The 26,036-nt window shown below is 38.4% G+C and carries 23 protein-coding genes; 13 read left to right on the forward strand and 10 right to left on the reverse strand.

Features of this window, described 5'->3' with window-relative positions:
- Position 1: 1 nt before the first annotated feature.
- From IQ282_RS11500 to IQ282_RS11520, 5 genes are all read left to right on the forward strand, one after another.
- Positions 2-1,159, forward strand: a complete 1,158-nt coding sequence (locus IQ282_RS11500) for a THUMP domain-containing class I SAM-dependent RNA methyltransferase (protein WP_194852022.1) — start codon at positions 2-4, stop codon at positions 1,157-1,159.
- A 52-nt stretch (positions 1,160-1,211) separates the two neighbouring features.
- Positions 1,212-1,394 (forward strand): CAL67264 family membrane protein, encoded by a 183-nt coding sequence (locus IQ282_RS11505; RefSeq protein ID WP_194852023.1) that lies wholly within the window; start codon positions 1,212-1,214, stop codon positions 1,392-1,394.
- On the forward strand, positions 1,394-1,804 hold the full coding sequence (locus IQ282_RS11510; RefSeq protein WP_194852024.1) for a hypothetical protein: 411 nt from the start codon (positions 1,394-1,396) through the stop codon (positions 1,802-1,804). Before IQ282_RS11505 ends, IQ282_RS11510 begins: the two co-directional genes overlap by 1 nt.
- Complete coding sequence (ettA, locus tag IQ282_RS11515) at positions 1,804-3,495, forward strand: energy-dependent translational throttle protein EttA (RefSeq protein ID WP_194852025.1); 1,692 nt, start codon at positions 1,804-1,806, stop codon at positions 3,493-3,495. Before IQ282_RS11510 ends, ettA begins: the two co-directional genes overlap by 1 nt.
- 376 nt (positions 3,496-3,871) lie before the next feature.
- On the forward strand, positions 3,872-5,161 hold the full coding sequence (locus IQ282_RS11520; RefSeq protein ID WP_194852026.1) for a DEAD/DEAH box helicase: 1,290 nt from the start codon (positions 3,872-3,874) through the stop codon (positions 5,159-5,161).
- Positions 5,162-5,333: 172 nt separating this feature from the next.
- On the opposite strand, the gene IQ282_RS11525 is transcribed toward IQ282_RS11520, so the two are convergent.
- Positions 5,334-5,852 (reverse strand): GNAT family N-acetyltransferase, encoded by a 519-nt coding sequence (locus IQ282_RS11525; RefSeq protein ID WP_194852027.1) that lies wholly within the window; start codon positions 5,850-5,852, stop codon positions 5,334-5,336.
- Positions 5,853-6,035: 183 nt separating this feature from the next.
- Between IQ282_RS11525 and IQ282_RS11530 the strand changes: the two genes are divergently transcribed.
- Positions 6,036-7,673 carry a SulP family inorganic anion transporter gene (locus tag IQ282_RS11530; protein ID WP_194852028.1) on the forward strand — a complete coding sequence of 546 codons (1,638 nt, stop codon included), beginning with the start codon at positions 6,036-6,038 and terminating at the stop codon, positions 7,671-7,673.
- A 4-nt stretch (positions 7,674-7,677) separates the two neighbouring features.
- Here IQ282_RS11530 and IQ282_RS11535 read toward each other — a convergent pair whose 3' ends face one another.
- Positions 7,678-8,898: a retropepsin-like aspartic protease gene (locus IQ282_RS11535; protein ID WP_194852029.1), complete on the reverse strand. Its 1,221-nt coding sequence runs from the start codon at positions 8,896-8,898 to the stop codon at positions 7,678-7,680.
- Positions 8,885-9,616, reverse strand: a complete 732-nt coding sequence (locus IQ282_RS11540; protein ID WP_194852030.1) for an SIMPL domain-containing protein — start codon at positions 9,614-9,616, stop codon at positions 8,885-8,887. Before IQ282_RS11540 ends, IQ282_RS11535 begins: the two co-directional genes overlap by 14 nt.
- Positions 9,617-10,019: 403 nt before the next feature.
- Here IQ282_RS11540 and IQ282_RS11545 point away from each other — a divergent pair, with 403 nt between their 5' ends.
- On the forward strand, positions 10,020-11,648 hold the full coding sequence (locus IQ282_RS11545; protein ID WP_194852031.1) for an acyl-CoA carboxylase subunit beta: 1,629 nt from the start codon (positions 10,020-10,022) through the stop codon (positions 11,646-11,648).
- A 342-nt stretch (positions 11,649-11,990) separates the two neighbouring features.
- On the opposite strand, the gene IQ282_RS11550 is transcribed toward IQ282_RS11545, so the two are convergent.
- Entirely contained in the window at positions 11,991-12,449 is a 459-nt protein-coding gene (locus IQ282_RS11550; RefSeq protein ID WP_194852662.1) for an Lrp/AsnC family transcriptional regulator, read from the reverse strand.
- A gap of 151 nt (positions 12,450-12,600) precedes the next feature.
- On the opposite strand from IQ282_RS11550, the gene IQ282_RS11555 reads away from it, so the two are divergent.
- The 3 genes from IQ282_RS11555 to IQ282_RS11565 all read left to right on the forward strand — a co-directional run bounded on the left by IQ282_RS11555 (position 12,601) and on the right by IQ282_RS11565 (position 15,822).
- The gene (locus IQ282_RS11555) at positions 12,601-13,806 is read left to right on the forward strand and encodes an aminotransferase class I/II-fold pyridoxal phosphate-dependent enzyme (protein WP_194852032.1); all 1,206 of its coding nucleotides are present in this window, start codon (positions 12,601-12,603) and stop codon (positions 13,804-13,806) included.
- Between the two features lie 413 nt (positions 13,807-14,219).
- The gene (locus tag IQ282_RS11560; protein ID WP_194852033.1) at positions 14,220-14,939 is read left to right on the forward strand and encodes a hypothetical protein; all 720 of its coding nucleotides are present in this window, start codon (positions 14,220-14,222) and stop codon (positions 14,937-14,939) included.
- Entirely contained in the window at positions 14,932-15,822 is an 891-nt protein-coding gene (locus IQ282_RS11565) for a hypothetical protein (RefSeq protein ID WP_194852034.1), read from the forward strand. Before IQ282_RS11560 ends, IQ282_RS11565 begins: the two co-directional genes overlap by 8 nt.
- A 5-nt stretch (positions 15,823-15,827) precedes the next feature.
- Here the strand turns inward: IQ282_RS11565 and pyrF are convergent, their stop codons facing one another.
- Together pyrF and prfA are read right to left on the reverse strand one after the other, a co-directional pair.
- Complete coding sequence (gene pyrF, locus IQ282_RS11570) at positions 15,828-16,640, reverse strand: orotidine-5'-phosphate decarboxylase (protein WP_194852035.1); 813 nt, start codon at positions 16,638-16,640, stop codon at positions 15,828-15,830.
- 269 nt (positions 16,641-16,909) lie between these two features.
- Positions 16,910-17,986: a peptide chain release factor 1 gene (prfA, locus tag IQ282_RS11575; RefSeq protein WP_194852036.1), complete on the reverse strand. Its 1,077-nt coding sequence runs from the start codon at positions 17,984-17,986 to the stop codon at positions 16,910-16,912.
- Between the two features lie 90 nt (positions 17,987-18,076).
- On the opposite strand from prfA, the gene IQ282_RS11580 reads away from it, so the two are divergent.
- Together IQ282_RS11580 and IQ282_RS11585 are read left to right on the forward strand one after the other, a co-directional pair.
- Entirely contained in the window at positions 18,077-18,682 is a 606-nt protein-coding gene (locus IQ282_RS11580) for a hypothetical protein (RefSeq protein WP_194852037.1), read from the forward strand.
- Between the two features lie 19 nt (positions 18,683-18,701).
- Entirely contained in the window at positions 18,702-19,160 is a 459-nt protein-coding gene (locus IQ282_RS11585; protein ID WP_317174211.1) for a peptide-methionine (S)-S-oxide reductase, read from the forward strand.
- A 43-nt stretch (positions 19,161-19,203) separates the two neighbouring features.
- Here the strand turns inward: IQ282_RS11585 and IQ282_RS11590 are convergent, their stop codons facing one another.
- From IQ282_RS11590 to IQ282_RS11605, 4 genes are all read right to left on the reverse strand, one after another.
- Complete coding sequence (locus IQ282_RS11590; protein WP_194852038.1) at positions 19,204-20,382, reverse strand: AIR synthase related protein; 1,179 nt, start codon at positions 20,380-20,382, stop codon at positions 19,204-19,206.
- Between the two features lie 157 nt (positions 20,383-20,539).
- Positions 20,540-22,726, reverse strand: coding sequence for a glutamine synthetase III family protein (locus IQ282_RS11595; protein WP_194852039.1), 2,187 nt, complete (start codon positions 22,724-22,726; stop codon positions 20,540-20,542).
- Between the two features lie 111 nt (positions 22,727-22,837).
- A complete protein-coding gene (locus IQ282_RS11600; protein ID WP_194852040.1) occupies positions 22,838-23,800 on the reverse strand; it encodes a calcium/sodium antiporter in 963 nt (320 codons plus the stop codon).
- Complete coding sequence (locus IQ282_RS11605; protein ID WP_194852041.1) at positions 23,801-24,334, reverse strand: DUF421 domain-containing protein; 534 nt, start codon at positions 24,332-24,334, stop codon at positions 23,801-23,803. It lies immediately after the preceding gene.
- A gap of 730 nt (positions 24,335-25,064) precedes the next feature.
- Here IQ282_RS11605 and fsa point away from each other — a divergent pair.
- The gene (gene fsa / locus IQ282_RS11610; RefSeq protein WP_194852042.1) at positions 25,065-25,721 is read left to right on the forward strand and encodes a fructose-6-phosphate aldolase; all 657 of its coding nucleotides are present in this window, start codon (positions 25,065-25,067) and stop codon (positions 25,719-25,721) included.
- Positions 25,722-26,036 lie beyond the last annotated feature (315 nt).

Here is a 26,036-nt window from a genome sequence, read left to right on the forward strand (position 1 = left end):
AATGCCCCAAAATTTTAAGATGATCGCCAAAACACTTTTTGGCCTAGAAGAAGTGCTGGAAGAAGAGCTTAAAAACCTAGGCGCCATTGACGTTGAAAAAGGCGTTCGCATGGTAAGTTTTAAGGGAGATCAAGGCTTTATGTATAAGGCTAACATGATGTTGCGCACCGCGATCAGGATCTTGAAACCTATTCACAGTTTCCGCGCTCGTAATGAGGTGGATCTTTATGATGGGATTTACCAGATGGACTGGTCAAAATATTTGACGCCTCACGATACGCTTGCTGTAAATGCTACGGTTTCCTCGCAATATTTCAATCACAGTCAGTATATCGCTTTGAAAACCAAGGATGCGATAGTTGATCAATTGCGCGAAAAACATGGTCGGCGTCCAGATGTGGATACGAAACATCCAGATTTGCGTATTTCCATTCACATTAACGATCAATCTGTAGATGTATCTCTGGATACTAGTGGTGATGCTTTGTACAAACGTGGTTACAGGGATCAAACGAATCTTGCGCCTATTAATGAGGTTCTAGCCGCTGGGATTATTTTATTGAGCAACTGGGATCAACGATCTACATTTATAGATCCCATGTGTGGTAGTGGAACCATCGCCATTGAGGCTGCAATGATAGGAGCTAATATTGCACCTAACATCAATAGAAAAGAATTTGGTTTTGAGAAATGGCCCGATTATGACAATCAGCTTTTTGAAGATATCCAGGCAAGTTGTTTGAAAAAAATACGTGGTTTTGATGGGAAGATCATTGCCAGAGATGCTGATGGAGATACGGTTCAAAAAGCCATAGAAACAGTTAAAAACGCAAACCTTGAGGATTTCATCAGTGTAGAAAAAGGAGATTTCTTTAGAGATTCCCAAAGCGCTGAAGCTTTCCTAATGTTCAACCCGCCTTATGATGAGCGACTGGAAATTGACATGGAGAGTTTTTATAAGGAAATAGGAGATACTCTCAAAACGAGATATTCTGGTAGCACCGCGTGGATGATTACTGGTAATCTGGAGGCCTTGAAATTTGTAGGTTTAAAAGCATCACGTAGGATCAAACTTTTTAATGGAAAATTAGAAGCGAGATTAGTCAAATATGAGATGTATAAAGGTTCTAAAAAGGCCAGCAAACAAGACCAAGAGTAGATGATAATTGCAGTTAGCAATGATATATTTGAATGTTTAAAAGCAGCGGATTATGGCAATGAATAAAAACGGAGTTTTAGGCTGGGCGACCCTTATTATGATTATTATAGGTATCGCACTGATTGCCATGGGAGCATTTAGGTACAGAGATATTGCGGGCTACGGATTTGCTTCTGTAGGAATCGGTTTTTTTGCGATTGCTTGGGTTTTTAATGCTTTAAAAGGAAGGGTCTAGTGGAAAGAAAAATTGATATAAAAAATTTGAATTCGCCTAAATACCGCGCTCTGACAAGTGCAGGAGGCATTCTCATTCTTATAGCGCTGGCAAGCTGGTGGTTAGAAGGTCCAGATTATGTGGCGTATACCGCTGCAGCTTTGGGGGTGACTGCATTTACTGTATTGAGTATGGATGGTTTTACAGCAGCAAATTCCGTTTCTTATGGTGGGAAAAGCGTGACCATGAAATTACTGGGCAATAAAACCATCGGATTTCTATTTAAAGATATTCAGGAAGTGAATCTGCAGGAACCGGGACTACTGATACGAGTGGAAGGAATGGAGGCTGTTAAGCTTTCGCGAAAGCGGTACACAGAAGAGTCTCTAGAGGAATTAACGAAATTATTAAATGATAAAAAAGACAAATAATGAGCGACGATAAACAAGTAATTTTTTCCATGTCGGGTCTTTCAAAGACCTATCAAAGTACTGGAAAACAAGTATTAAAAAATATTTACCTAAGCTTCTTCTACGGAGCGAAAATTGGGATTTTGGGTCTCAATGGATCAGGTAAATCCACGTTGATGAAGATCATCGCGGGAACAGAAAAAAACTATCAGGGAGATATCAATTTTCTGCCTGGATATAAAGTAGGTCATCTGGAACAAGAACCAGAATTAGACCCTACTAAAACAGTCATGGAAATTGTACGGGAAGGTGTTGCTGAAACAGTCGCGATTCTGGACGAATACAATAAAATCAACGACGATTTTGGGTTGGAAGAAGTTTATTCTGATGCCGACAAGATGGAGAAGTTGATGAACCGTCAAGCGGAATTGCAAGATAAAATTGATGCAGTAAATGCTTGGGAACTCGATACAAAACTAGAAATCGCGATGGATGCATTGCGCACGCCACCTGGTGATGCGAGCATCGCAAATCTTTCTGGTGGAGAGAAACGCCGCGTGGCGCTGTGTAGGTTATTGCTACAAGAGCCTGAGATTTTATTGCTAGATGAGCCTACCAACCACCTGGATGCAGAATCGGTTTTATGGTTAGAGCAGCACCTAGCTCAATATAAAGGAACCGTAATCGCGGTGACTCACGATAGGTATTTCCTAGATAACGTCGCTGGATGGATTCTTGAACTAGATCGCGGCGAGGGAATTCCCTACAAAGGGAATTACTCCAGCTGGTTGGAACAAAAAAGTGACCGACTTGCCAAAGAAGAAAAAACAGAATCCAAACGTCGCAAGACTTTACAGCGCGAGCTGGACTGGGTACGTCAAGGAGCAAAAGGACGTCAAACGAAGCAAAAAGCCCGTTTGAACAACTATGATAAACTCTTAAATGAGGATCAAAAAGGAAAAGAAGAAAACCTGGAAATATACATTCCTAACGGTCCGCGATTAGGAACAAATGTTATCGATGCTAAGGGCGTGAGCAAGGCATTCGGTGATAAATTATTGTATGAAGATCTGAACTTTGTACTTCCACAAAATGGCATCGTAGGAATTATCGGGCCCAACGGTGCTGGTAAGACGACGATTTTCAAAATGATTATGGGAGAGGTAGAGCCAGACAAAGGAACTTTTGAAGTAGGAGAAAGCGTAAAGCTTGCCTATGTTGATCAGGACCATTCCAATATCGATCCTGAAAAATCAATATGGGAGAATTTTGCTGACGCTCAGGATATGATCATGATGGGCGGTAAAATGGTAAACTCGAGAGCTTACTTAAGCCGCTTCAACTTCTCAGGTTCAGAACAGAATAAAAAAGTAAGTGCCCTTTCTGGTGGAGAACGCAACAGACTGCATCTTGCCATGACTTTGAAGGAGGAAGGGAACGTATTGTTACTGGATGAGCCTACCAACGATCTTGATGTAAATACATTGAGAGCACTTGAAGAAGGATTGGAAAACTTTGCTGGTTGTGCAGTTATTATTTCTCACGACAGGTGGTTCCTAGACAGGGTTTGTACGCATATCATAGCGTTTGAAGGTGATTCCCAAATCTATTCCTTTGATGGAAGTTTTACAGAATATGAGGAGAATAAGAAGAAGAGATTGGGTGATGTTACCCCTAAGAGAATCAGATATAAGAAGTTGATCAGAGATTAATTTATTGCTGAGGTGATTTAAATTTCAAATCTCAAAAAAATAAAATCCCAAAACGCAACAGATTCTGTTGGTTTTGGGATTTTTTAATTTAGAATAGAAATTTTGTTGGAATTTTAAATCTCAAATTCTAAAATATTGTAGATTTTTGATTGAAAAGTTTTGCTGAGGTTATTTCGATAATAGGAGTATTGTGATTTGGGTCACAGATGGTAACTCAAATTTCGTTCTCGTGAACATAAAAATTAGGAGAGAAAAGTGGTGAAGTTTCTACAGCTAATGAGTCTAAATATCTCCTTCAAAACCGTTGTAAAGTCGGCTATTGATCGTATATAAATCACAGTTCAAATAACCGTACCTTTGCAGCTTAATTTATTACATGACATTTAAAGAATTGGGGCTCGACGAGTCCATCCTGAAAGCTTTACAGGACCAAGGTTACGAGAATCCAACTCCTATACAAGCACAATCCATTCCCATCTTATTAAAAGGCAAAGATCTACTAGGGGTCGCTCAAACGGGTACTGGAAAGACCGCTGCATTTGCTATTCCCATCCTTCAACAATTGTTGGAAGGTGAAGGTCCCAGAAAGCAACGCAAGATTAGAACTTTAGTGGTAACTCCTACACGGGAGCTTGCTATACAGATTGATGAAAACTTTTCCGCTTACGCGAAATATACCAACATCAAGAATACGGTTATCTACGGTGGTGTAAAACAAACGAAACAAGTTTATGCCTTGCACCAAGGTGTGGATGTTCTGGTTGCAACTCCAGGAAGATTATTGGATTTGATCAGTCAAAAATACATTTCGCTTAAAGATATTCAGTATTTCGTACTCGATGAAGCAGATCAAATGCTTGATATGGGATTCATCCATGACATCAAAAAACTACTGAAATTATTACCTAAAGAACGTCAATCACTGTTTTTTAGTGCCACTATGCCCAGAGCAATCGTGGATCTTTCCAAACAAATTTTGGGAGACTTTGAGCGTGTTACCATTGAGCCTGAGAAAACTACTGCGGAGAAAGTAGAGCAACGCATTTACCACGTTAACAAAAAGAACAAAACAGAATTGTTGGTTCATTTATTAACGACAGACATGAATGATTCTACCCTTGTTTTTTCAAGAACTAAACATGGAGCTAACAAGATTGTAAAAGATCTTGAAAAGGCAGGAATCAATAGTGCGGCTATTCATGGAAATAAATCCCAAACAGCACGTCAAAAGGCACTGGGAGATTTCAAGGATGGAAAATTACAAGCACTTGTAGCGACAGATATTGCAGCTCGTGGTATCGATATCGACGAGTTATCTTATGTTCTCAATTATGACTTGCCTAATGTGGCAGAATCTTATGTACACCGTATAGGTCGTACCGGTAGAGCAGGGTCAAGCGGTCTTGCCGCAAGTTTTTGCATGCTTGAAGAACGTCCGTTTTTGAGGGATATTGAAAAATTGATCCAGACTAAGATTCCTGTGGTGAATGATCATCCGTTTGAATTTAAAATGGAAGATGCTGCAGAGCCTAGTTTGAAAAAGCAAGGTGGAAATCGAGGCCGTGGCGGCGGTGGCGGTAGAAACTCCAAACCTTCTGGAGGGAAACCAAAATCTAATTCTGGTGGTGGTAATCGCAATAAGAGCCGTAGCCGTAACAGCAATTAGATTTCTGAACTAAAAATTATCTACGTCAATTGAGGTGGAGCAGAGATAAAAAAAAATGGCGGCAATTTGCCGCCATTTTTAGTTGCTATATTTTTGGAGTGCGTGGGATTAAGTGTTTGGAACCCGTTAAGAATTGAAATTTCGCGAAAGCGAAATCCTTGAGAATCGAATGCTATAACTCTTTTTCATAGAGATTATTGAGAGAAAGCGGCATTTGGATTTGACCAACTTTTTTAAAACTAAGCTTCTCATAGTATCTACAGAGCGCATGATTCCCAGCGTCGCAATCCAGCCGCAACAAATGGATACCTCTATCGATAGCCTGTTTCTCAATAGTATAAATTAAAGTGCTTCCTATCTGTAAACCGCTGTATTCAGAGCTCACCACAAGGGAATGCAGGTAGAATGCAGGTGTAGTTTGTAAGCCCCAATATTTCAAATCTTGCACCATTAATCTGTACATCCCAATGAGGTTATCGTCCTGATATATAAATGTAAATTCGGCATCCTCGAAACCTTCCTTTAACCATTGCATCCGCTCTGCTGGTGGGTCTAACCAATAGCTCCATTGCGTAAAGCCTTTCGATTTTAGCCTATTTGCAGCTTCTTTTAATAGCTCCAAAGCATCATCGATACCTTCTATTTTAGGCGTTTTATAGGTCAATTCAGAATGGTTAATAGATAAGGTCACAGTAATTATTTGTTATAATGGAGGCCTCACATTTTCACTGAGAATGGGTGAAAGATTCCATATTCAAATGTCCGTATATCCAATGATTAGTAAAGGCTTAGATCCATCGGTTAACATTATTTTAATACCGTTTCAATGGACTATCTTTGCGCCCTTCAAAAAATTAAAATAAATCCCCCCTTAATGAAGCTGTTTAACAATTTTGTAGGAAATCCTAAAAACGATATCCTTGCTGGGATAACCGTGTCTCTAGCGATGATTCCAGAAGTGGTTGCATTTGCTTTTGTTGCAGGGATTGACCCATTAGTGGCACTATCTGGAGCTTTTATTTTAGGTTTGATAACCGCACTTTTTGGTGGTAGACCGGGTTTGATCTCTGGTGCGGCCGGAGCCGTTGCAGTGATTTTTGTTGACTTGATTATAAAGGGTCATGAGAAGGGAATGATGATGGAGAATCCCATAGAAAATATGGGGCTGTACTACTTGTTCGGTGCTGTGATTCTAATGGGATTGATTCAGATTTTAGCAGGTGTTTTCAAAATAGGGAAATTTGTTCGATTGATTCCGCATCCTGTGATGATGGGGTTTGTGAATGGTTTGGCTATTGTTATCTTTTTGGCGCAGGTGGAAATGTTTTCACATAAAAGTCTAGTGATAGGAGCTGATGATGTCAAGAAATACATAAGCACTTACATGCAAGGAGCAGAATTGTGGATCATGATGGGCCTTGTGGCATTAACCATGGCAATTATATGGGGGCTTCCTAAATTAACTAAGAAAATTCCAGCAGCGCTAACGGCCATTTTAGTGACTACAGGAATCGTAGTTTTTAGTGGTATGGATGTAAGTACGGTAGGTTCTTACATTATTGAAGGCGGAGGAACTGGTCTCAAAGGAGAACTGCCAACACCTAATATGGAATTGTGGCAATACTTACCCATAGGTTACGATACGTTCATGTTTATTTTGCCCTATGCGTTTCTTGCTGCTGCGGTAGGATTGATTGAATCCCTAATGACCATGAATCTGGTTGATGAATTGACGGAAACACGTGGTAGCGGTAATAGGGAATGTGTTGCTCAAGGAGCAGGAAATATTGTCAGCGGCCTCTTCGGTGGGACTGGTGGTTGTGGAATGATAGGGCAAACTGTTATTAATATTAATGCTGGTGGTCGTGGTCGTCTGTCTGGTGTGATGATGTCCGTTACGTTATTGGTTTTTCTGCTTTTCACGGATAAACTCATTGAACAGGTACCGATCGCTGCTTTAATAGGGGTGATGTTCATGATGGTAATCGAGACTTTCGCATGGTCTAGTTTTAGAATTTTGCGTAAAATTCCATTGTCAGATGCATTTGTTTTAGTGACTGTTTCTGTAGTAACAGTCGTGTTTGACCTAGCTATTGCAGTTTTTGTGGGAGTAATTATTTCTGCATTGGTATTTGCCTGGGAAAGTGCTAAACGAATCAGAGCTCGTAAAAGTATTAAGACTGATGGAACTAAAGTCTATGAGATTTGGGGACCTTTATTCTTCGGTTCTGTAACGGACTTCAACAATAAATTTGATCCTAAAAATGATCCCGATAAAATCGAAATAGATTTTATAGAAGCCCGTGTGCAAGATCATTCTGGTATTGAGGCGTTGAGAGGAGTAGCTAATAAATACCTAGACTTAGGTAAAGAAATAAAATTAACACACTTGAGCCCAGAATGTAAGCAATTATTGATGCGCAATAATCCTGAATTTGACACCATTATTGAAAGTAGCATTGAAGACCCACGATACCATATCGCTACGGACTTATTAGATGCAGAAGCATAGAGATTTAATTTCTGAGCAATCTTTTTCGATTTACTTGGAATTCCATTTTCTGGCCATTCTTTAGATATTGAACCGTAATGGAGTCCAATTTTTCTTCCACCTTATTATTAGTTAGACGGCAAGCAGATAGCTTGTTTAGATTCTGCAAACTAGTGTTGTTGATAGAAAGGATTGTATCTCCTATCTTAATAGGTAAATCGATTTCTGGAATTGTATAGGCTACGATAGCCTTCAGGGTATTTAATCTATAGGCAAACCCAAAAGTTTTATAGTCTGAATTATCATTAGGCGCCACTTCTTTCCAATAGATTTTATTGGTTTTCCAGTCAATAATAGAGATATAATTGTCAATCAATTCATTCCCTATCAAGTTAGAATTCCCATTTCTAATAACGATATCTTCTAGTTGAATACCTCCTAAGTCGATTTGTTTCACTTTATAAATAGATCGTTCCTGCGCTTTCCCAGCCCCAAAAATCCCTGCAGATAAAACTCCTGAGATTGTCACCTTTTCGAAATTATCTAAATGTTCTGATTCATTTATTGTAACGCCGCCAGTGAAGCCCGTATCATAGGTAAATTCTGTTTTTTGATCATTGATGGTCACATCAAAAAGTGGCGTCATCTGCGGTTTTTTAGGATGAAATCCTATAGTTTCAAAGTCTGAGGCATCAAAAGCTTCCAGAGAATTTGCGATTTGAATTTCTTTTTTTTGATAGTCAAATTTCCAGACGGACACCGCCATTTGATTAGCTCCTAAAATCCCGTCATATCCCATACACTCTATTTCAAAGGCAGTATCAAGGTCATTTACAACGGCGCCCACGTTGCGGTAAGTCAGGCTGCCCAATTTTATTTCTGGGACTACTACAAATTGTTGATTTTTCTTGACTCCTTGAGAATCTCCCATCTGGTAATCCTTACTTTTCTTGATATTCAAATCTGCCAAAATCGCAGATGAAATTATGGTAGGTGCTCCCGTGTCCACAAGAAATCGGTAGGTTTTAGAATTGATTTCCACTTGCACGATGGGCAAGTCATTATATTCAAAAGGGATGGTTACAATTTGCTCATTTCCAGAAACGCTTTCTTTTCCAAAAACTTTCAACGCAGTAGCACAGCCAGTGAAAATGAGGCAAATCATTATAATTATAAATGATTTAAAAGGAGTTTTCACGAAAGTTCGCTTTCGCGAAAGCGTGTTCAACGACTTAATCAGCTTCATAAACTAACTTCATGGTGATGGTCGCGGTTTTGTCTTTAGAGCTGGTATTATAGGTACCGCCCCAGCTATAATCCTCTGAGCTGTTTTGACCAGTAATCTGGAAAACACCCATGTCTGCAGACTTTAGATCGCCCAGTTTTCCACCAGAATTCTCTGCGATTTTTTCCGCTCTAAGTCTGGCATCTTCCGTGGCTTTGGAAATCATTTCTATTTTAAGATCGGCTAGTTTTGTATAGTAATACCTTGGTGATTGGGAATAGAACTGAACGCCTTGATTGAGCAATTCCGTCACCTCACGAGAGATCTTTTCTATCTTCTCCACATCATTAGATTGTACGCTAATGGTCTGAGATAGTTCAAAACCTACGAAGTTCTCACCTTGATAATTTCCATTGTCCCCATAAATAGGAGTTGTATTCTTTGACGTATTGACGGCACTGAAAACAAGTGTTGATGCATCTAGACCTTTGTTTTTAAGGTAAGCTTCAATCGTCTCTTTATTTTCTGCAATCTCATTGTAGGCATTGCTCAAGATAGAACTGTTTGCCGTGAATCGTCCTTCCCACACGATTAGATCTGATACAAAATCTTGTGTTCCTGAACCAGTCACGCCTATTGTTCCTTGTTTGTTATTGCGATTCATAAATGCATTACCTAAGAAAACAGCGGCTAGCACGATGGCAATCCCAAATATGATTGCACTTACTGAGTTTTTCATAATTATCCAATTTATGCTTTAAAAGTACCAAATTTTGCGCGGTACTTGATGCCCTTTCTAGAATAACTAGAAGATCATTAGACCTTAATGACGCCCACTATTTTTCAAACTTTGATAGTATGGAATGAGTTCAAATTTATCTCAATTCAGTAATAAAGAAACAATAATATTCCACGGCTGTTGAGCTAGAATTCTTCTTTGGTGCTACAAAATAAAATTCAGACTTGTCTTAAACTGGATGTTTTAGAGTCACAGACTGCAGTGGGCTTCTAGTGTGAATATCGCATTTATTAAAAATGGTACCATTTACAATAGAAAAATTCTGAGTTGGCTTTCGCGAAAGCGGAATAAACAGCAACATCTTCACATCTAAAATCGCTATTTTTGGTAAAAACCAAAATTGATGGATCTAGAATTCAATAAAAACGAAGATCATAATAAATTGTTGCTGTCAGACATGCGCCGCAAGCTAGGTGAGGTGCATAAAGGAGGCGGTGAAAAGCGTATAGAAAAGCAGCATGCAAAGGGCAAAATGACTGCTCATGAACGTATAGATTACTTACTTGATTATCCTAAAAAGGCTATAGAAATTGCAGCTTTTGCCGGTGATCAAATGTATGAGGAGCATGGTGGTTGTCCCAGTGGTGGTGTAGTAATTAAAATAGGTCACGTTCAAGGCAGACAGGTAATTGTAGTGGCAAACGATGCTACTGTAAAGGCTGGAGCCTGGTTTCCTATAACTGGAAAAAAGAACCTACGGGCTCAAGAAATAGCTATGGAAAATAGATTGCCCATTATCTATTTAGTAGATAGTGCGGGTGTTTATTTGCCTATGCAGGACGAGATTTTCCCTGATAAAGAGCATTTTGGTCGCATATTTAGAAATAATGCGGTGATGAGTAGTATGGGAATCACGCAGATCGCTGCCGTCATGGGAAGCTGTGTTGCTGGTGGCGCTTATTTACCCATCATGAGTGATGAAGCTTTAATCGTTGATAAAACCGGAAGTATTTTTCTTGCGGGAAGCTACCTGGTAAAGGCTGCGATAGGCGAGAGCATTGATAACGAGACTTTAGGTGGTGCGACTACACACTGTGAAATTAGTGGAGTTACAGACTATAAAGCAAAAGATGATAAAGATGCGCTGGACAAGATCAAGCGTATTATGGATAAAATAGGTGATTATGACAAAGCAGGTTTTAGCAAAGTCAAAGCTGTAAAGCCAGCAAAGGATCCAGAAGAATTATTTGGTATTCTGCCACGTGAGCGCAATGCACAATACAACATGATGGAAATCATAGAGCGTATGATTGATGCAGATACTTTTGAAGAATACAAAGCTGGTTATGGCCAAACCATTATTACCGGTTACGCGCGTATTGATGGATGGGCTGTAGGCATCGTTGCAAATCAACGTAAAATTGTAAAGACCGCTAAAGGCGAGATGCAATTTGGTGGTGTGATCTACAGCGATAGTGCGGATAAATCAACACGCTTTATAGCCAACTGTAACCAAAAGAAGATTCCGCTAGTATTTTTACAGGATGTTACCGGTTTTATGGTAGGATCAAAATCAGAACATGGTGGTATCATAAAAGATGGTGCAAAAATGGTGAGTGCCGTATCTAATAGTGTGGTGCCAAAGTTTACAGTGATCATAGGAAATAGTTATGGAGCTGGAAATTATGCGATGTGTGGTAAAGCATATGATCCACGGTTGATATTTGCATGGCCTAGTGCTGAGCTTGCCGTTATGAGTGGGAATAGTGCCGCCAAAGTATTGATGCAGATAGAAAAGGCATCCCTTGAAAAATCAGGCAATAAACTGAGTGAGGAAGAAGAAAAAGAATTGTTTGCAAAAACAAAGGACAGGTACGATCATCAGGTATCTCCCTATTATGCAGCTGCAAGAATCTGGACCGATGGTATTATAGATCCTAGAGATACCAGAAAATGGATCTCTATGGGAATAGAAGCCGCAGATCATGCTCCTATTACTAAGGATTTCAATCTGGGAGTAATACAGACTTAGTTCACAAAATTCCAAATCTCAAATCTCAAAAAACAAAAAACAAAATATAAAATTGTTTCGGGCGATTGTCGAGAAAGACATAATAAATAAGGTAGCATATAAATTTAAATTCCAATACTGGAACTGCAATCAGTCAGCAATCACAAATCGTGATTGCTGATTTTTTTTACCTATAAATTGAATTTTCTTGGGCTTCTTCCAAAAAGCAGTTTAGAAGCAGATAATTTCCAGCGTCATTTTCACTTGCGAATTGATCATTCAGATTTACGCCTTATGGGTTTTTGAAACGGGCTAAGGTTGACAGAGTTTACCCATGAACTGACAAAATCAAATGCGATTTTCTCAAACGGGAACCTGCGTATTATTCTTTACCTCAGTAATCGTAAAGGAACTCTGTGTACTGCCTACATGTTCAATACTGGTCAGTTTTGCAGTCATAAATTCTCTAAAGTGTTCCATATTTCGAACGATTACCTTCAGTAAATAGTCATATTCACCACTCACGTGAAAACATTCCACAACTTCATCAAGTTTTGAAATTTGATTCTCAAACAGTTGAATGTGCTTTTGAGTATGTTGTGCTAGTTTGATGTGACAAAACACTTGAAATCCAAGGCCGACTTTCTTCTTATCCACTAATGCTACATATTGTTTTATGATACCATTGCGCTCAAGCTTCTTGATGCGCTCATAAACTGCTGTCACCGATAAGTTCAAGTTCAGTGATAGTTTTTTATTGGTTTGTTTTGCATCATTTTGCAGTAAGTTGATCAGTTTGAGGTCGGTATGGTCTAGTTTCATCATGAAAATTTATCTATCAAAATTACAGAATTGTATCTGTCTTAGATAAATAAACTATGGGAAACTTATAAATAGATTTTTAAACTATAATTATTATGATCTATTGAATCTTCATCTATATGATTTTACATTTAATGAAAATATAGAACTCATGGATTTCAAAGATTTCAAACCAGCAAACAACATTCAAGACCTTCAATATTTTGGAGAATTCGGTGGTGTAAATCCATCAATATCTGATTCCTCAACCTACACTTTTCTGTCGGCAAAAACCATGTTTGACACCTTTGAAGGAAATGCAGATGGTTGCTATCTTTATTCTCGTCATACCACGCCTTCTAATTTATATTTAGGAGAAGCACTTGCCGCCATGGAAGGCACAGAAACGGCTAATGTAGCTGCGAGTGGGATGGGCGCTATTACTCCTACAATATTACAGCTTTGTCAAGCGGGCGATCATATTGTTTCTAGTCGTACTATATATGGCGGTACCTATGCATTTCTGAAAAACTTCATCCCTAGAATGGACATTCAAACTTCGTTTGTTGATATTACAAAACTGGAAGTTGTTGAAGCTGCGATTCGTCCGGAAACTAAAATCCTTTTCTGTGAATGTGTTAGTAATCCTTTGCTAGAAATAGCCGATATCAAAAACTTAGCAGCCCTCGCCAAAAAACACAACCTGCAACTGCTTGTGGACAATACTTTCTCTCCATTATCTATATCACCAGTAACATTAGGAGCAGATGTTGTTATGCACAGTCTTACAAAGTTCATCAATGGAAGCAGCGACACCATGGGTGGTGTCGTTTGTGGGAGTCGTGAACTAATAGACTCTCTGCGCAGTGTAAATGATGGCGCCAGCATGTTATTAGGAGCCTCGATGGATAGTTTACGGGCGGCATCGATCCTTAAAAACTTAAGAACGCTGCATATACGCATGCAACAACATAGTAAAAACGCTATGTTTCTTGCCCAAAAATTTGAAGCTGACGGGTTCAGAACTGTTTATCCAGGATTGAAATCTCATCCAGGTCACGAACTTATGACGTCGCAAATGAATAAACAATATGGATATGGTGGTATGCTTACTATAGATGTTGGAAGTCTGGATCGCGCAAACGCATTGATGGAACTGATGCAGGAAAGAAACCTGGGATACCTAGCGGTAAGTTTAGGGTTCTACAAAACCTTGTTCTCTGCACCCGGTTCTTCTACCTCTAGTGAGATACCCGAGGATGAGCAAGAAGAAATGGGACTGACTGATGGACTGATCAGGTTTTCCATAGGCCTTGATGCGGACATTGAACGTACCTATGAGCTTATGAAACAATGTATGGTAGAGACATTAAAATAGAATATTTATGGCTCGAGTGAAAAATTAGGAGTCTCAAAATATTTTTTCAACGTGCTATCACTGACTATGGAATTGAGCAACATTTTTTTAAGTACAGAGTATTCAAAACCGACATGTAAAACATGGAAATGATTGAGTACGCACAATTATTCTAAATTATTCGTTGCTATTTTTTATTTAAAAGACCTAAGCTGTAAATCGCTTCATTTTTTACGATGGACAGACTCTCGCTCGGTTTAATAATTCACTGTATATTTAAATCATAAAGATTTCGTATGAATTGCAAGTTGCCTTTAGTAGGCATAATATTTTTGATTTCAATAACAGCCTCGTTCGCTCAACAAAATAGGAGCGATCTTTTTAAAAGATATGTTTCGATTGAAAATGTTGTTGATTCTGAAGGTTTAGAATTGATGATTCTTAAGAGCGATACTTTAGTTAGATCAGATAGAACATTTGGTAAGGTTGCTGATAAGGAGATTTATCAAGATGATTTTATTTACAAGAAGTACCTCCAGTTTGCATTCTCAAAAGCAAATAACGATAAAGATTCTAAATATCGTGTGCCCATTATTCAATGGAAGGAAGACATTGAGATTTACTTAGATAAAAATTTACCTAAAGGATTGAGAAAACGCTTTGAATCCCACGTTAATGATTCCTATAGGCAGATTCCCAATTTATTGATTGACTTTACTCGGCATAAAAATGAGGCTTCCATAGCATTCATAAATACGGATAAGGCCGTTTATCAAATAAATCCAGAATCCAGAAAATATAAATATTATCAAAAACAGTTCCCTGACGGCTTGCCTTTTGATCACATTAAATTACAACAGTCCAGTAATTTTGATGGTATGAGAAATCCGGCGCTGGTTCAAATAAATTACGATATTATAAATTTTGAAGATGCTGCGTTAAAGAAAATGAAGCATTTATTTTATCTCATATTGACAGGTTTTAGACCTTCTAATTACGGAAATGTGGGAAGCTTCACAACATACGGATATGAAAATCAAGAAGTCATAGAAGAAATGGACAGAGACCTTTTAAAAATGCACTATCATGTAATTTGGAATAAGGGTCCTACCTATAAAGATTTTATAAGTTTAACTAATCCTAATTATGAATAAAGTCATACTCGCTTTAACCGTACTAATTCTATGTTCTTCTTTGTCTTTAGCCCAGCACGGCACGGAGGGATCAGAATTAATTTCTCTAGAGAGTTTTATGCAAATTAGTGGGCTCAAAAAAAATGAGGTTCCAAAAGAGGCGATAATATTTAAAGATCAAGATACTCTTATTAGAGCGCGTTTTGAAACTAAGGCAAACGATAGCTTGATAAGTGTTCCCTATGATTATCGTTCTAAAGAATTTACAGATTTATATAAAAAAGTCGCTTTTGTAGACCCGAATAGAAACGACACAATTCCAGCTAGAATGCGGTATTGGAAAGATGAGATGCGGGTTTATTTTGCAGAGGAAGTCGATAGGAAGGATAAAAAAGGATTGACTGCTTTTGCTGATGAAATTTTTAAACAAGTAGACAGCCTCAAAATACGAATAGTTCGCAAATTAGAAGACGCTAATTTTATAGTTTATTACAGCAACCACTATGAATTCGAGCCTAGAATGAGCAAAACGGCTCATATAGATTATTATTTGTCATGGAATGGAGCGTTCATTGATCGAGGCTTTTTGAGAGTAGATAAAGAACGATATTTTAATGATGATCAAAGACTCCAGAGCCTCAAGCGGTACTTTTTTAGAACGTTAGGATATTTCAACGGTACCAATAGTCTTGATTGTGGTAGTTATTTTTCAACGTGCTCAAATGCGGAAGATTCATTGAGCCAGTTAGATCTCGAGCTGTTACAATACCATTATTCTTATGGAATATGTAAAGGAGTAACGTTACAAACATATGACGAGCAACTCGAGAGTGCCCAAACCTATAAAAAAGAAGGAATTATATTCTCAGTCTTACATGACAAAAGTATATTTTCAAAAGACTAGGTGATCTACTTCAAAAGAGCAGCCATCTGCTGTTGTAGTTCCTTGGTTTTTGCTCTCGCAGCCACTGTAAAGTCTTCTTTTTGCGACGCATAAATAATACCACGGGAAGAATTCACGAGCAATCCTATTTGTTCATTTGAGCCATATTTATAGACCTCTTCAAGGCTGCCGCCCTGAGCACCCACGCCGGGAACGAGTAAGAATGAATCAGGAACTATTTGTCTGATTTCTTTGAGGTATTCTGCTTTGGTAGCACCCACAACATACATCAATCGGTTGCTGTTTTTGTATTGGGATGCTGTTTGCAACACTTTTTGATAGAGTGGTTTTCCATCAATTATTTCCGTTTGGAAATCAAATGCTCCTTCGTTGGATGTCAGTGCGAGGAGTATAGCAAACTTGTCCACAAATTCCAGGAAAGGCTCCACGCTGTCTTTCCCCATGTAGGGCGCGATGGTTACACTGTCAAAGTTGAGATCTTCAAAAAATGCCTTGGCATATCGTGCTGAGGTGTTTCCTATGTCGCCGCGTTTTGCATCTGCGATTGTAAAATGATCTGGATAATTTTCGTTAAGGTAACTGATAATCTTTTCTAATGATCGCCAGCCTTTCACGCCATAAGCTTCAAAGAACGCGGTATTGGGTTTGTAGGCCACGCATAGATCGTGGGTGGCATCGATGATTACTTTCGCGAAAGCGAACATAGGATCATCTTCCTGCAATAAATGCGGTGGTATCTTTTCCAGATCAACATCAAGACCCACGCATAAGAAGGACTTCTTTTCTTTTATTTGTTGGGTTAGCTTTGAAAGATTCATTCAGCCGATAATTTAAATATAATGCTGGGTGCTTTAATTGCTTATTTGTTTTTCAAATTAGCTTAAGTCTTTTTTTCTAAAATAATTCAAGATTTTGACGCCTCAATTGTTCTCGACGGCGTTCGAACTGAAATTTTTAAAAATCTCAAATCTCAAATCTCAACTCCGTCCAATCTATGTCTGTAAATGACCCAGACTTTTGTTCAAGATTTTAACTCTTTAACTGTTCTTGACTGCGCCCGAACTGACATTTTACTAAATACTAAATACTAAATATCATCGTCATTCATTTGCATCTTTTCTGTGTTATTGACCAACTGTAACTCGTCGATAATCTTTTGAATATCACCGTTGATAATATTATCTAGGTCATAGAGCGTGAGGTTGATCCTATGATCTGTGACGCGGCCTTGAGAATAATTATAGGTACGTATTTTTGCACTACGATCACCAGAACTCACCATGCTTTTACGCTTGGCACTGTCGGCTTCCATTTTCTTTGCAAGTTCGATGTCATACAATCGGGAACGCAATACCTTCAATGCTTTCTCGAGGTTTTTATGAGAGGACTTTTCGTCTTGACAACTCACGATCATTCCTGTAGGCTCGTGGTGCAATTTAATTGCTGAATACGTGGTGTTTACAGACTGTCCTCCAGGGCCTGTAGAAGTGGTACGTTCTATACGAACCTCACTCATATCCAGTTGTACGTCAAATTCCTCTGCTTCTGGAAGTACCATGACCGTGGCGGCGCTGGTGTGAACACGACCTTGAGTTTCAGTTTGTGGAACACGTTGTACGCGGTGCACACCAGCCTCAAATTTTAAGAGCCCGTAAACGTCGTCACCGTTAACTTCAAAAATAATTTCTTTAAACCCGCCGCTGGTACCGTGACTGGTATCGACAACATTAGTACTCCATCCTTTTGTGGAACAGTATTTTTCATACATGCGGTACAGATCACCTGCAAAAATACTGGCTTCATCACCACCAGTTCCTGCACGTATTTCCATAACGGCATTTTTAGCATCTTCAGGATCCTTAGGAATCATCATCATGCGTATTTCCTCCTCCAGTTTTGGAATCGCTTCTTTGGCTTCATCCATCTGCATTTGAGCCATTTCTACCATGTCGGGATCACCACCATCGGCAAGGATTTCTCGTGCCTCTTGTAAATTAGAGTCCAGCACGATATATTCATCGCGTTTGTCCATCAAATCTTTAAGCTCTTTATACTCCTTCGTTAAGGAGACATACCGCTTTTGATCTGAAATAATATCGGGTTGGATGATCAGGTCATTTACCTCATCAAATCTATTTCTTACTATATTTAATTTATCTAACATCTTCTTTTCTCAAGTCCTGCGAAAATACGGAAATTGCAGCACATTTATTTGGTACAAAAGTTGACTTACCAAAGAATCTAGAACATGCTTATGAGAAAAATTACCGCAATTTTAATCCTATTTATCTCTGTAATCACCACAGCCCAATCGTTTGAAATAGCTGGAGGGTTAGGAACGGGTGCCTTTTATTTCATAGAAGAGGTAGATAACAGCGTCAACACGACCTATGAATCACCAGCCTCATTATATTTTGATCTTAAATATAATTTTAAAGACCGGATTGACGGTATAAAGTTGAGGGTACAGAGCACGAGCGTCAATATCGATGGTCAAGATTATCAAACTGGAGTAGCGCTGGATGGAAACGTAGAGACTTTTACTACTTTATTGATGTATGAGCGACTCAGGTCTGACAAAGTATTTAATATAGGCTATCAAATGGGAATGGGTTTGACCCAGCAAGAGTTTATACGACAAAAGAATTCAAACATACAGCCGCTGGAGGAAAAATTTATGAGCGTGACTTTTGGTGGTCTTTATTCCATAAGATTGCATGAAAAATTGCGATTGAATCTAGAGACTGCTATATTTTGGACAGATCCTATCAACACATTTAGAGGATCTAAGAACTGGCAAACTGCAGGAGAGGATATTAGCTTTCTAGCCCAATTAGGAGTTTCCTACAATTTTAAATAGTATCGAAAAAGCAAAAACAATAGGATTAGGTGGCGGTTGTCACTGGTGTACAGAGGCTGTGTTCCAGCAAATAGATGGTGTAAAAAATGTCAGGCAGGGATATGTGAAAAGCGTAGCGCCCAACGATACGTGGAGTGAAGCAATTCTTATAGATTATGATTCTGAAGCCGTAGATCTTGTGTATCTCATAGACATTCATCTAGAAACACATGCATCAACCGTAGGTCATCAGCGGCGCACGGAATATCGCAGCGCTATTTATAACTTCCACCCAGATCAGATAAAACCTATTGAAGCTGTAATGAGTTCGCTTTCGCGAAAGCGTAAAAAATCCTACATCACGCAAATTTTAGAATTCGCTGAATTTAAAGAATCACGGGAATCCATTCGTAATTATTATAAAACCAGGCCGGAAGCGCCATTTTGTAGAAGGTATATTGAACCTAAGCTAGAGATTGTTAGGGGTATGAAAACTTGAATTAAATAATGAGCAATCCATTGAGGTATTGATATCGCTTTGATCAATACTCAAATTTCCCAAATTCACTTTCTATAGTCAACTTCTTATGATCACTCGCCTCAACACGACCAATTATTTGAGCAGGAACGTTGAAAGATTCAGAGATTTCAATAATCTCATTAGCTATGGATTCATTTACATACAATTCCATGCGATGACCCATATTAAATACCTGATACATTTCCTTCCAGTCGGTTCCAGATTCGTTCTGAATCATTTTAAATAATGGAGGCAATTCAAATAGATGGTCCTTTATAATGTGAAGATTATCTATAAAATGCAGAATTTTAGTCTGGGCACCACCACTGCAATGCACCATCCCGTGAATGCTGTTTTTATCTACGGTATCTAGTATCTTTTTTATTATGGGAGCATAGGTTCGGGTAGGAGAGAGTACTAATTTTCCAGCATCAATGGGGCTGTCCGCTACTTTATCTGTTAGACCTTTAGATCCTGAGTAAACAAGATCTTCTGGAACCATAGCGTCAAAACTTTCCGGATACTTTTTTGCTACGTTTTTATTGAAAACATCATGTCTGGCACTGGTCAGGCCATTGCTGCCCATGCCGCCATTATATTCAGATTCATAAGTAGCTTGTCCAGAACTTGCTAATCCTATGATGACATCGCCGGCTTTTATGTTTACATTATCGATTACATCGCTACGTTTCATACGTGCAGTAACGGTAGAATCAACAATAATCGTGCGAACCAGATCACCTACATCTGCCGTTTCACCGCCGGTAGATATGATGTCAACGCCGTGTTTTTTAAGATCTGCAATGAGTTCTTCCGTGCCATTGATAATAGCACTGATGACCTCGCCTGTGATCAGGTTTTTGTTACGGCCTATGGTGCTTGATAGTAAAATATTATCGGTTGCACCTACACATAAAAGATCGTCAATATTCATAATGAGCGCATCTTGAGCGATACCTTTCCATACAGATAAGTCCCCTGTTTCTTGCCAGTACATGTAGGCAAGACTGGATTTTGTTCCCGCACCGTCTGCATGCATGATCAAACAATGATCTTCAGAGCCTGTCAAATGATCTGGAACAATTTTGCAAAAAGCTTGTGGAAAGAGTCCTTTGTCCACATTTTTTATCGCATTGTGGACGTCCTCTTTTCCTGCACTCACGCCTCGCTGGGCATATCTTTTTGAAACTTCTTTGCTCATGTCACAAAAATACCAATTACAGCGGGTTCCATTCGAAGTATCCAGTTAAAAAGTTAGGATTTCTATATGCTTATTGATTTTAGATAAATTGATTCTTATCTTAAAGAGACAAAAAAATCCTCACTTCGGTGGGGATTATATTAATGCCATAAAAAATCTATCTCGTGAATAAAAGCTCACGGTATTTAGTTAATGGCCATAGCTCATCATCTACTAAAATCTCTAATTTATCACAGTGGTATCTGATATCCTCAAAAAATGGTTTCACCTCGTCACAATATAAATGCGCTGTTTCAACAGCATTTTTTGCATTGTTTGCTTTTTTTCTAGCTTCGGTCATATCAGTAATTCCTTTATTGATATGAGACATATGATCAGAGATTTCTTCAATTAAAACCATTTGCTCGTGTGCAATTTTTTTGAAATCATCGCCATAAATTTCTTTCAGTCCTTTCACGTTTTCTATTAGGGTATTCTGATACTTAATACCGGTTGGAATCACGTGATTACGAGCAATATCACCTAGTAAACGTCCCTCTATTTGAATACGCATGGCATAATCTTCAATCTCGATTTCATAACGTGATTCTGACTCCACCTTACTCATGATTTTTAGGTCTTCAAAAAGAGCAATCGCTTTTTTAGATACCTTAGCTTTTAGAGCTGTTGGTGTTGTTTTATTATTACTAAGACCGCGCTTTTTAGCTTCTTTCTCCCATGCTTCTCCATAACCATCTCCTTCAAATCTGATTTTCTTGGATTTTTTAATGTATTCTCTCAAAACATTAAAGATAGCCTCATCTTTTTTGAGCTTTTGATCCTTAATCATCGCATCAACCTCTTCCTTAAACTCGATCAGTTGTTTTGCTACAATTGCATTAAGAACAGTCATAGGATTTGCACAATTTGCGGTAGAGCCTACACCGCGCATTTCAAATTTATTTCCAGTAAATGCAAATGGGGAAGTACGGTTGCGGTCTGTATTATCTAGAATTACTTCAGGAATCTTACCTACTACATTGAGTTTAAGGTCGGTCTTCTCTTCTGGACTTAATTTCCCGTCAGTTACTTTTTCTAGTTCGTCTAGAACCTTTGTTAATTGAGATCCTATAAATACCGATATAATTGCCGGTGGTGCTTCATTTGCACCCAGACGGTGGTCGTTTGAAGCGCTAGCTATAGAAGCTCTAATTAATTCTTCATAATCATGAACTGCCTTAATTGTGTTAATAAAGAAAGTCAGGAACTGAAGGTTTTTCATAGGTGTGCTTCCCGGGCTTAGGAGATTAACTCCCGTATTTGTAGAAAGCGACCAATTATTGTGTTTACCACTACCATTAATTCCCTTAAATGGTTTCTCATGGAACAATACTTTAAAATGATGTCTGGTTGCTGTTTTGCGCATCACATCCATCAATAGACTATTGTGATCTACGGCTAAATTAGCTTCTTCAAAAATAGGAGCCAATTCAAACTGATTAGGAGCAACCTCGTTATGTCTAGTTTTAACAGGAATTCCCAGCAGCATACATTCGGTTTCCATATCTCGCATAAAATTCAATACACGGGATGGTATCGCACCAAAATAATGATCGTCCAGCTGCTGTCCTTTTGCAGAAGCGTGTCCTAATAAGGTACGTCCAGAAAGATCAAGGTCAGGTCTGGAAGCTGCAAGCGAACTATCAATTAAAAAATACTCTTGCTCCCATCCTAGCGTAGCAATCGTTTTATTTACATTCTTATCAAAATATTTGCAAACTGCAGTGGCTGCTTGATCTATAGTTTGAAGCGACCTCAATAATGGGGTCTTATAATCTAGAGCCTCACCAGTATAGGCGACAAATACCGTAGGAATACATAAAGTAGTTCCCATTAGAAAGGCGGGTGACGTTGGGTCCCAGGCTGTGTAACCACGCGCTTCGAAGGTATTTCTAATCCCACCATTGGGGAAAGAAGAGGCATCTGGCTCTTGTTGAACCAATTGTCCACCACCAAATTTTTCCATAACCTCACCATCTGGCTCCATTTCAAAAAAGGCATCGTGCTTTTCGGCAGTAGAACCTGTCAATGGTTGAAACCAGTGCGTGTAATGAGTGGCACCGTTTTGAATAGACCATTCCTTCATCCCTGTAGAAATATGGTCAGCAATCTCACGATCAATCTTAACACCTGATTCCATAGCAGCCATGACACTATTGTACGCTTGCTTAGTCAAATGCTGACGCATGGCAGCCTTATTAAAGACATTTTTACCAAAAATACTGCTACGTCTTTCTGGCTCCTCAACGTGAATAGGTTTACGATTAAGCGTTTCCTTAATTGCTTCAAATCTTAATGTGGACATGGAAGTGTTTTATATTTATAGGGACAAAAATAAATTATAAATGGGTTTACCCCATAATAAATAAGGATAAATATCTGATAAAGCAGAATAAAACACAATGACCCCTATGATTTATAGGGTATGGAAAGCAAAGTATAAAAATAAGCAATAACATGAGGTTAAGAATACCCCCTTAAATCTAGAGATTACATACCTTTTAGGAATATAGGCAAGAGGTAATAAAATCAGCGCAAATCCTAACATCCACCAGATGTCACTGGTTAACAATCTTAAATTATCACCTTCTAGAGCAATAGGCTCAATTAAGGCTGTGATTCCTAAAACAGAACCTATGTTAAAAATATTACTCCCGACTAGATTCCCCAATGAGATCGCTTTTTCTTTTTTAAGCGCAGCAATTACAGACGCAGCTAGTTCTGGTATGGACGTGCCTATTGCAATCATAGATACTGCAATAACACTTTCTGGAATTTCAAGTCTTGTAGCGATATCTACTGCACCTGTAACCAGCCATTCTGAACCCAACCACAAAGCGCCACCGCCTAATATGAGGAAGAAAAAGATTTTCCACCAGCTATTTTTATTTTCATCTTCAGCAATATCTTCGTCGATCATTGTTGCGTTGGGCTCTTTGCGCGCTTTGTGTATGAGCACCACAAGGAATATTACGAGCAATAGCAATAAAAGAATACCTTCCCATCTCAAGAGATTATTTCCTGTTTTTAGTAACACGTAACATACAATGCTAAAAAATACCATCCATGGCCAGCTAAAGGTAAAGAAGTCTTTTTCCATCACCAGTGGTGCTATCAATGCTGTAATACCTAGAACAATTCCAATGTTTGCAATGTTAGAACCCAGTACGTTTCCAACGGCTAGTCCAGATAATCCATTTAAAGCACCCTGAACACTGACAATCAATTCTGGGGCACTGGTAGCAAATGACACCACCGTAAGCCCTATGATCATTCTAGATAAATTAAGCTTTAGGGACAACCCTACAGAGGAACGAACCAGAAACTCGCCACCTATGACTAATAATACAAATCCTGATAATAAATATAATATGCTCATTTAATAACCTTGTACATCTTTCATAATAAAATCTTCCATCTGTTCATCACCACTAGTGTGTAAAACACTTATGTCTCCCGTCGTTTCTAACACAACAGCGCGAACCTCATGCAGTCTAATGACATTTGCCTCTCTTAATTTACCACGCAATTCATCTGCTGTCACCTTGGTTTTGTCTAAATTCTCTTGAAGAACCTTACCATCCCGCATCAAAAGAATGGGACTGTTATCCATAATTTCTCTAGCTGTTTTACTTTTAAAAGTTGCGAGAGTGACTAGATAGTTAAGCAAGTATAACAACCCTATTAATAAAGCGCCTACAAATAGGGAAGGGGAACTGGTAGCCGCACTCATGGCTAGTAAATTACCTATTGCCAGCGTGTTTAAAAAATCAAATCCAGTCATTTTGCTGAAACTCTTCAACCCAAATATTCTGGTATAAATAATGATCAAAACATACAGGATTATCGTTCCCACAATAACCTCTGGCATGATCTCTATTTTATCGGTAAAATGTTTCCAGTCGATTTCCATAAGCTTTGTAATATATAAAATTGAAGAGGATTATTCGCTTTCGCGAAAGCGAGATATATCAGCTACTTTTCAACATTTAAAAGAGTAAAATTAACTTGTTCTACTTCACTAACACATGCAAAACCAGTCTTTAATTTTGAGTCTGCGTAGTAATTGAGCAATGCATTCATTAAAAAGAGACACATACCATTTTCACTTATCTCATTGATTTCTATTATTATCATTTCAATATTCCCTTAATTTTTTAAAGTGTAATCCAGCCTGGCCAGAAAATTCATCCTCTAGAGTTATTGGAATCTTGCCTTCATAAATGACCTTATGTTTCCAGTCTGGGACTGAAAAACGGTTTGTTTAGCAAAGTCTTAGCGCGGGTAATTTTGAATGCGATCAATCTTTTTAAAATTCCAGTAATTCTCAAGATTGTTCAAGAATTCATTCTACATACCTTTAGTTGCAGGTCTTTTACACTATTTAAAAGGAATTGTAATCCTTTAACTTCCTAAATGAAATATACATAGCATTTACTGCTACAACCTCTAGAGGCAATACTTTAGCAATCGAATTGCAGGACGATAATGCGAGTTAAAACAGAACCATTGGGATGTAATTATAGTTGAAGTTGTTTATGAGATTGTTTTGGTTTGTGAATGTCTGATCCAAAAATAACTTGAACCTAAGCTGTTAAACTCCTTTAGACTCGTATTTTTACTGGAAATTTAAGATCCATATTATGAAGTTTTTTATCGATACTGCAAATCTCCAACAAATTACCGAAGCCCAAGATCTAGGAGTTCTGGACGGTGTGACTACAAACCCGAGCCTGATGGCAAAAGAAGGTATCACAGGCGAGGATAATATCATCAACCATTATAAAAAAATCTGTGAAATTGTTGACGGCGATGTAAGTGCGGAAGTTATTGCAACTGATTTTGAAGGAATGGTCAAAGAAGGTGAAGCGCTAGCCAAACTTCATAAGCAAATTGTGGTAAAAGTACCGATGATTAAAGATGGTATAAAGGCTATCAAATACTTTTCAGATAAAGGAATTAGAACAAACTGTACGCTTGTGTTTAGCGCTGGACAAGCGTTACTTGCTGCTAAAGCCGGTGCCACCTATGTGTCTCCTTTCATAGGAAGGCTGGATGACATCAGTACAGATGGTTTAAATCTGATTGCTGAAATACGCATGATATATGACAATTATGGTTTTGAAACTCAAATTCTAGCTGCTTCTGTACGCCATACGATGCACATTATAGATTGTGCAAAATTAGGGGCAGATGTAATGACGGGACCTTTATCTTCCATTGAGAGTTTGTTGAAACACCCATTAACAGATATAGGACTGGCACAATTTCTAGCCGATTATAAAAAAGGAAACTCTTAATTTTAAGATTTCTAAAACACTCAAAAGCCGAAATCCTCAATGGATTTCGGCTTTTTTGATCAATTTAATTTGAAGCGCAAAACGATTGTATAGATTACTATGGAGAGCTTCAACTGCTTTCATTGATATAACTTTTGAGAAGAACTTCGATGAAACTAGGAATGTCTGCCTCAAGAGCGTTGACTATCTCTTCTTTTAAAGATTATGCAATTAAAATTTACAACTCTGACAGTGAAAAATAGAGAGATAAAAATACCCAGCTCAACTATTTATCTAAACTGATTAGAAATTAGTACTTTATAAAGGACAATTAAG

The sequence above is a fragment of the Nonlabens antarcticus genome, from assembly GCF_015356755.1.
Lineage (GTDB): Bacteria > Bacteroidota > Bacteroidia > Flavobacteriales > Flavobacteriaceae > Nonlabens > Nonlabens antarcticus.

What these genes read in the sequence shown, in the direction of transcription:
- IQ282_RS11500 (WP_194852022.1), top strand. Translation starts at nt 2, where the DNA reads ATGCCCCAAAATTTTAAGATGATCGCCAAAACACTTTTTGGCCTAGAA.
- IQ282_RS11505 (WP_194852023.1), top strand. Translation starts at nt 1,212, where the DNA reads ATGGCAATGAATAAAAACGGAGTTTTAGGCTGGGCGACCCTTATTATG.
- ettA (WP_194852025.1), top strand. Translation starts at nt 1,804, where the DNA reads ATGAGCGACGATAAACAAGTAATTTTTTCCATGTCGGGTCTTTCAAAG.
- IQ282_RS11520 (WP_194852026.1), top strand. Translation starts at nt 3,872, where the DNA reads ATGACATTTAAAGAATTGGGGCTCGACGAGTCCATCCTGAAAGCTTTA.
- IQ282_RS11530 (WP_194852028.1), top strand. Translation starts at nt 6,036, where the DNA reads ATGAAGCTGTTTAACAATTTTGTAGGAAATCCTAAAAACGATATCCTT.
- IQ282_RS11535 (WP_194852029.1), bottom strand. Translation starts at nt 8,898, where the DNA reads ATGAAGCTGATTAAGTCGTTGAACACGCTTTCGCGAAAGCGAACTTTC.
- IQ282_RS11540 (WP_194852030.1), bottom strand. Translation starts at nt 9,616, where the DNA reads ATGAAAAACTCAGTAAGTGCAATCATATTTGGGATTGCCATCGTGCTA.
- IQ282_RS11545 (WP_194852031.1), top strand. Translation starts at nt 10,020, where the DNA reads ATGGATCTAGAATTCAATAAAAACGAAGATCATAATAAATTGTTGCTG.
- IQ282_RS11550 (WP_194852662.1), bottom strand. Translation starts at nt 12,449, where the DNA reads ATGAAACTAGACCATACCGACCTCAAACTGATCAACTTACTGCAAAAT.
- IQ282_RS11555 (WP_194852032.1), top strand. Translation starts at nt 12,601, where the DNA reads ATGGATTTCAAAGATTTCAAACCAGCAAACAACATTCAAGACCTTCAA.
- IQ282_RS11560 (WP_194852033.1), top strand. Translation starts at nt 14,220, where the DNA reads ATGATTCTTAAGAGCGATACTTTAGTTAGATCAGATAGAACATTTGGT.
- IQ282_RS11565 (WP_194852034.1), top strand. Translation starts at nt 14,932, where the DNA reads ATGAATAAAGTCATACTCGCTTTAACCGTACTAATTCTATGTTCTTCT.
- pyrF (WP_194852035.1), bottom strand. Translation starts at nt 16,640, where the DNA reads ATGAATCTTTCAAAGCTAACCCAACAAATAAAAGAAAAGAAGTCCTTC.
- prfA (WP_194852036.1), bottom strand. Translation starts at nt 17,986, where the DNA reads ATGTTAGATAAATTAAATATAGTAAGAAATAGATTTGATGAGGTAAAT.
- IQ282_RS11580 (WP_194852037.1), top strand. Translation starts at nt 18,077, where the DNA reads ATGAGAAAAATTACCGCAATTTTAATCCTATTTATCTCTGTAATCACC.
- IQ282_RS11590 (WP_194852038.1), bottom strand. Translation starts at nt 20,382, where the DNA reads ATGAGCAAAGAAGTTTCAAAAAGATATGCCCAGCGAGGCGTGAGTGCA.
- IQ282_RS11595 (WP_194852039.1), bottom strand. Translation starts at nt 22,726, where the DNA reads ATGTCCACATTAAGATTTGAAGCAATTAAGGAAACGCTTAATCGTAAA.
- IQ282_RS11600 (WP_194852040.1), bottom strand. Translation starts at nt 23,800, where the DNA reads ATGAGCATATTATATTTATTATCAGGATTTGTATTATTAGTCATAGGT.
- IQ282_RS11605 (WP_194852041.1), bottom strand. Translation starts at nt 24,334, where the DNA reads ATGGAAATCGACTGGAAACATTTTACCGATAAAATAGAGATCATGCCA.
- fsa (WP_194852042.1), top strand. Translation starts at nt 25,065, where the DNA reads ATGAAGTTTTTTATCGATACTGCAAATCTCCAACAAATTACCGAAGCC.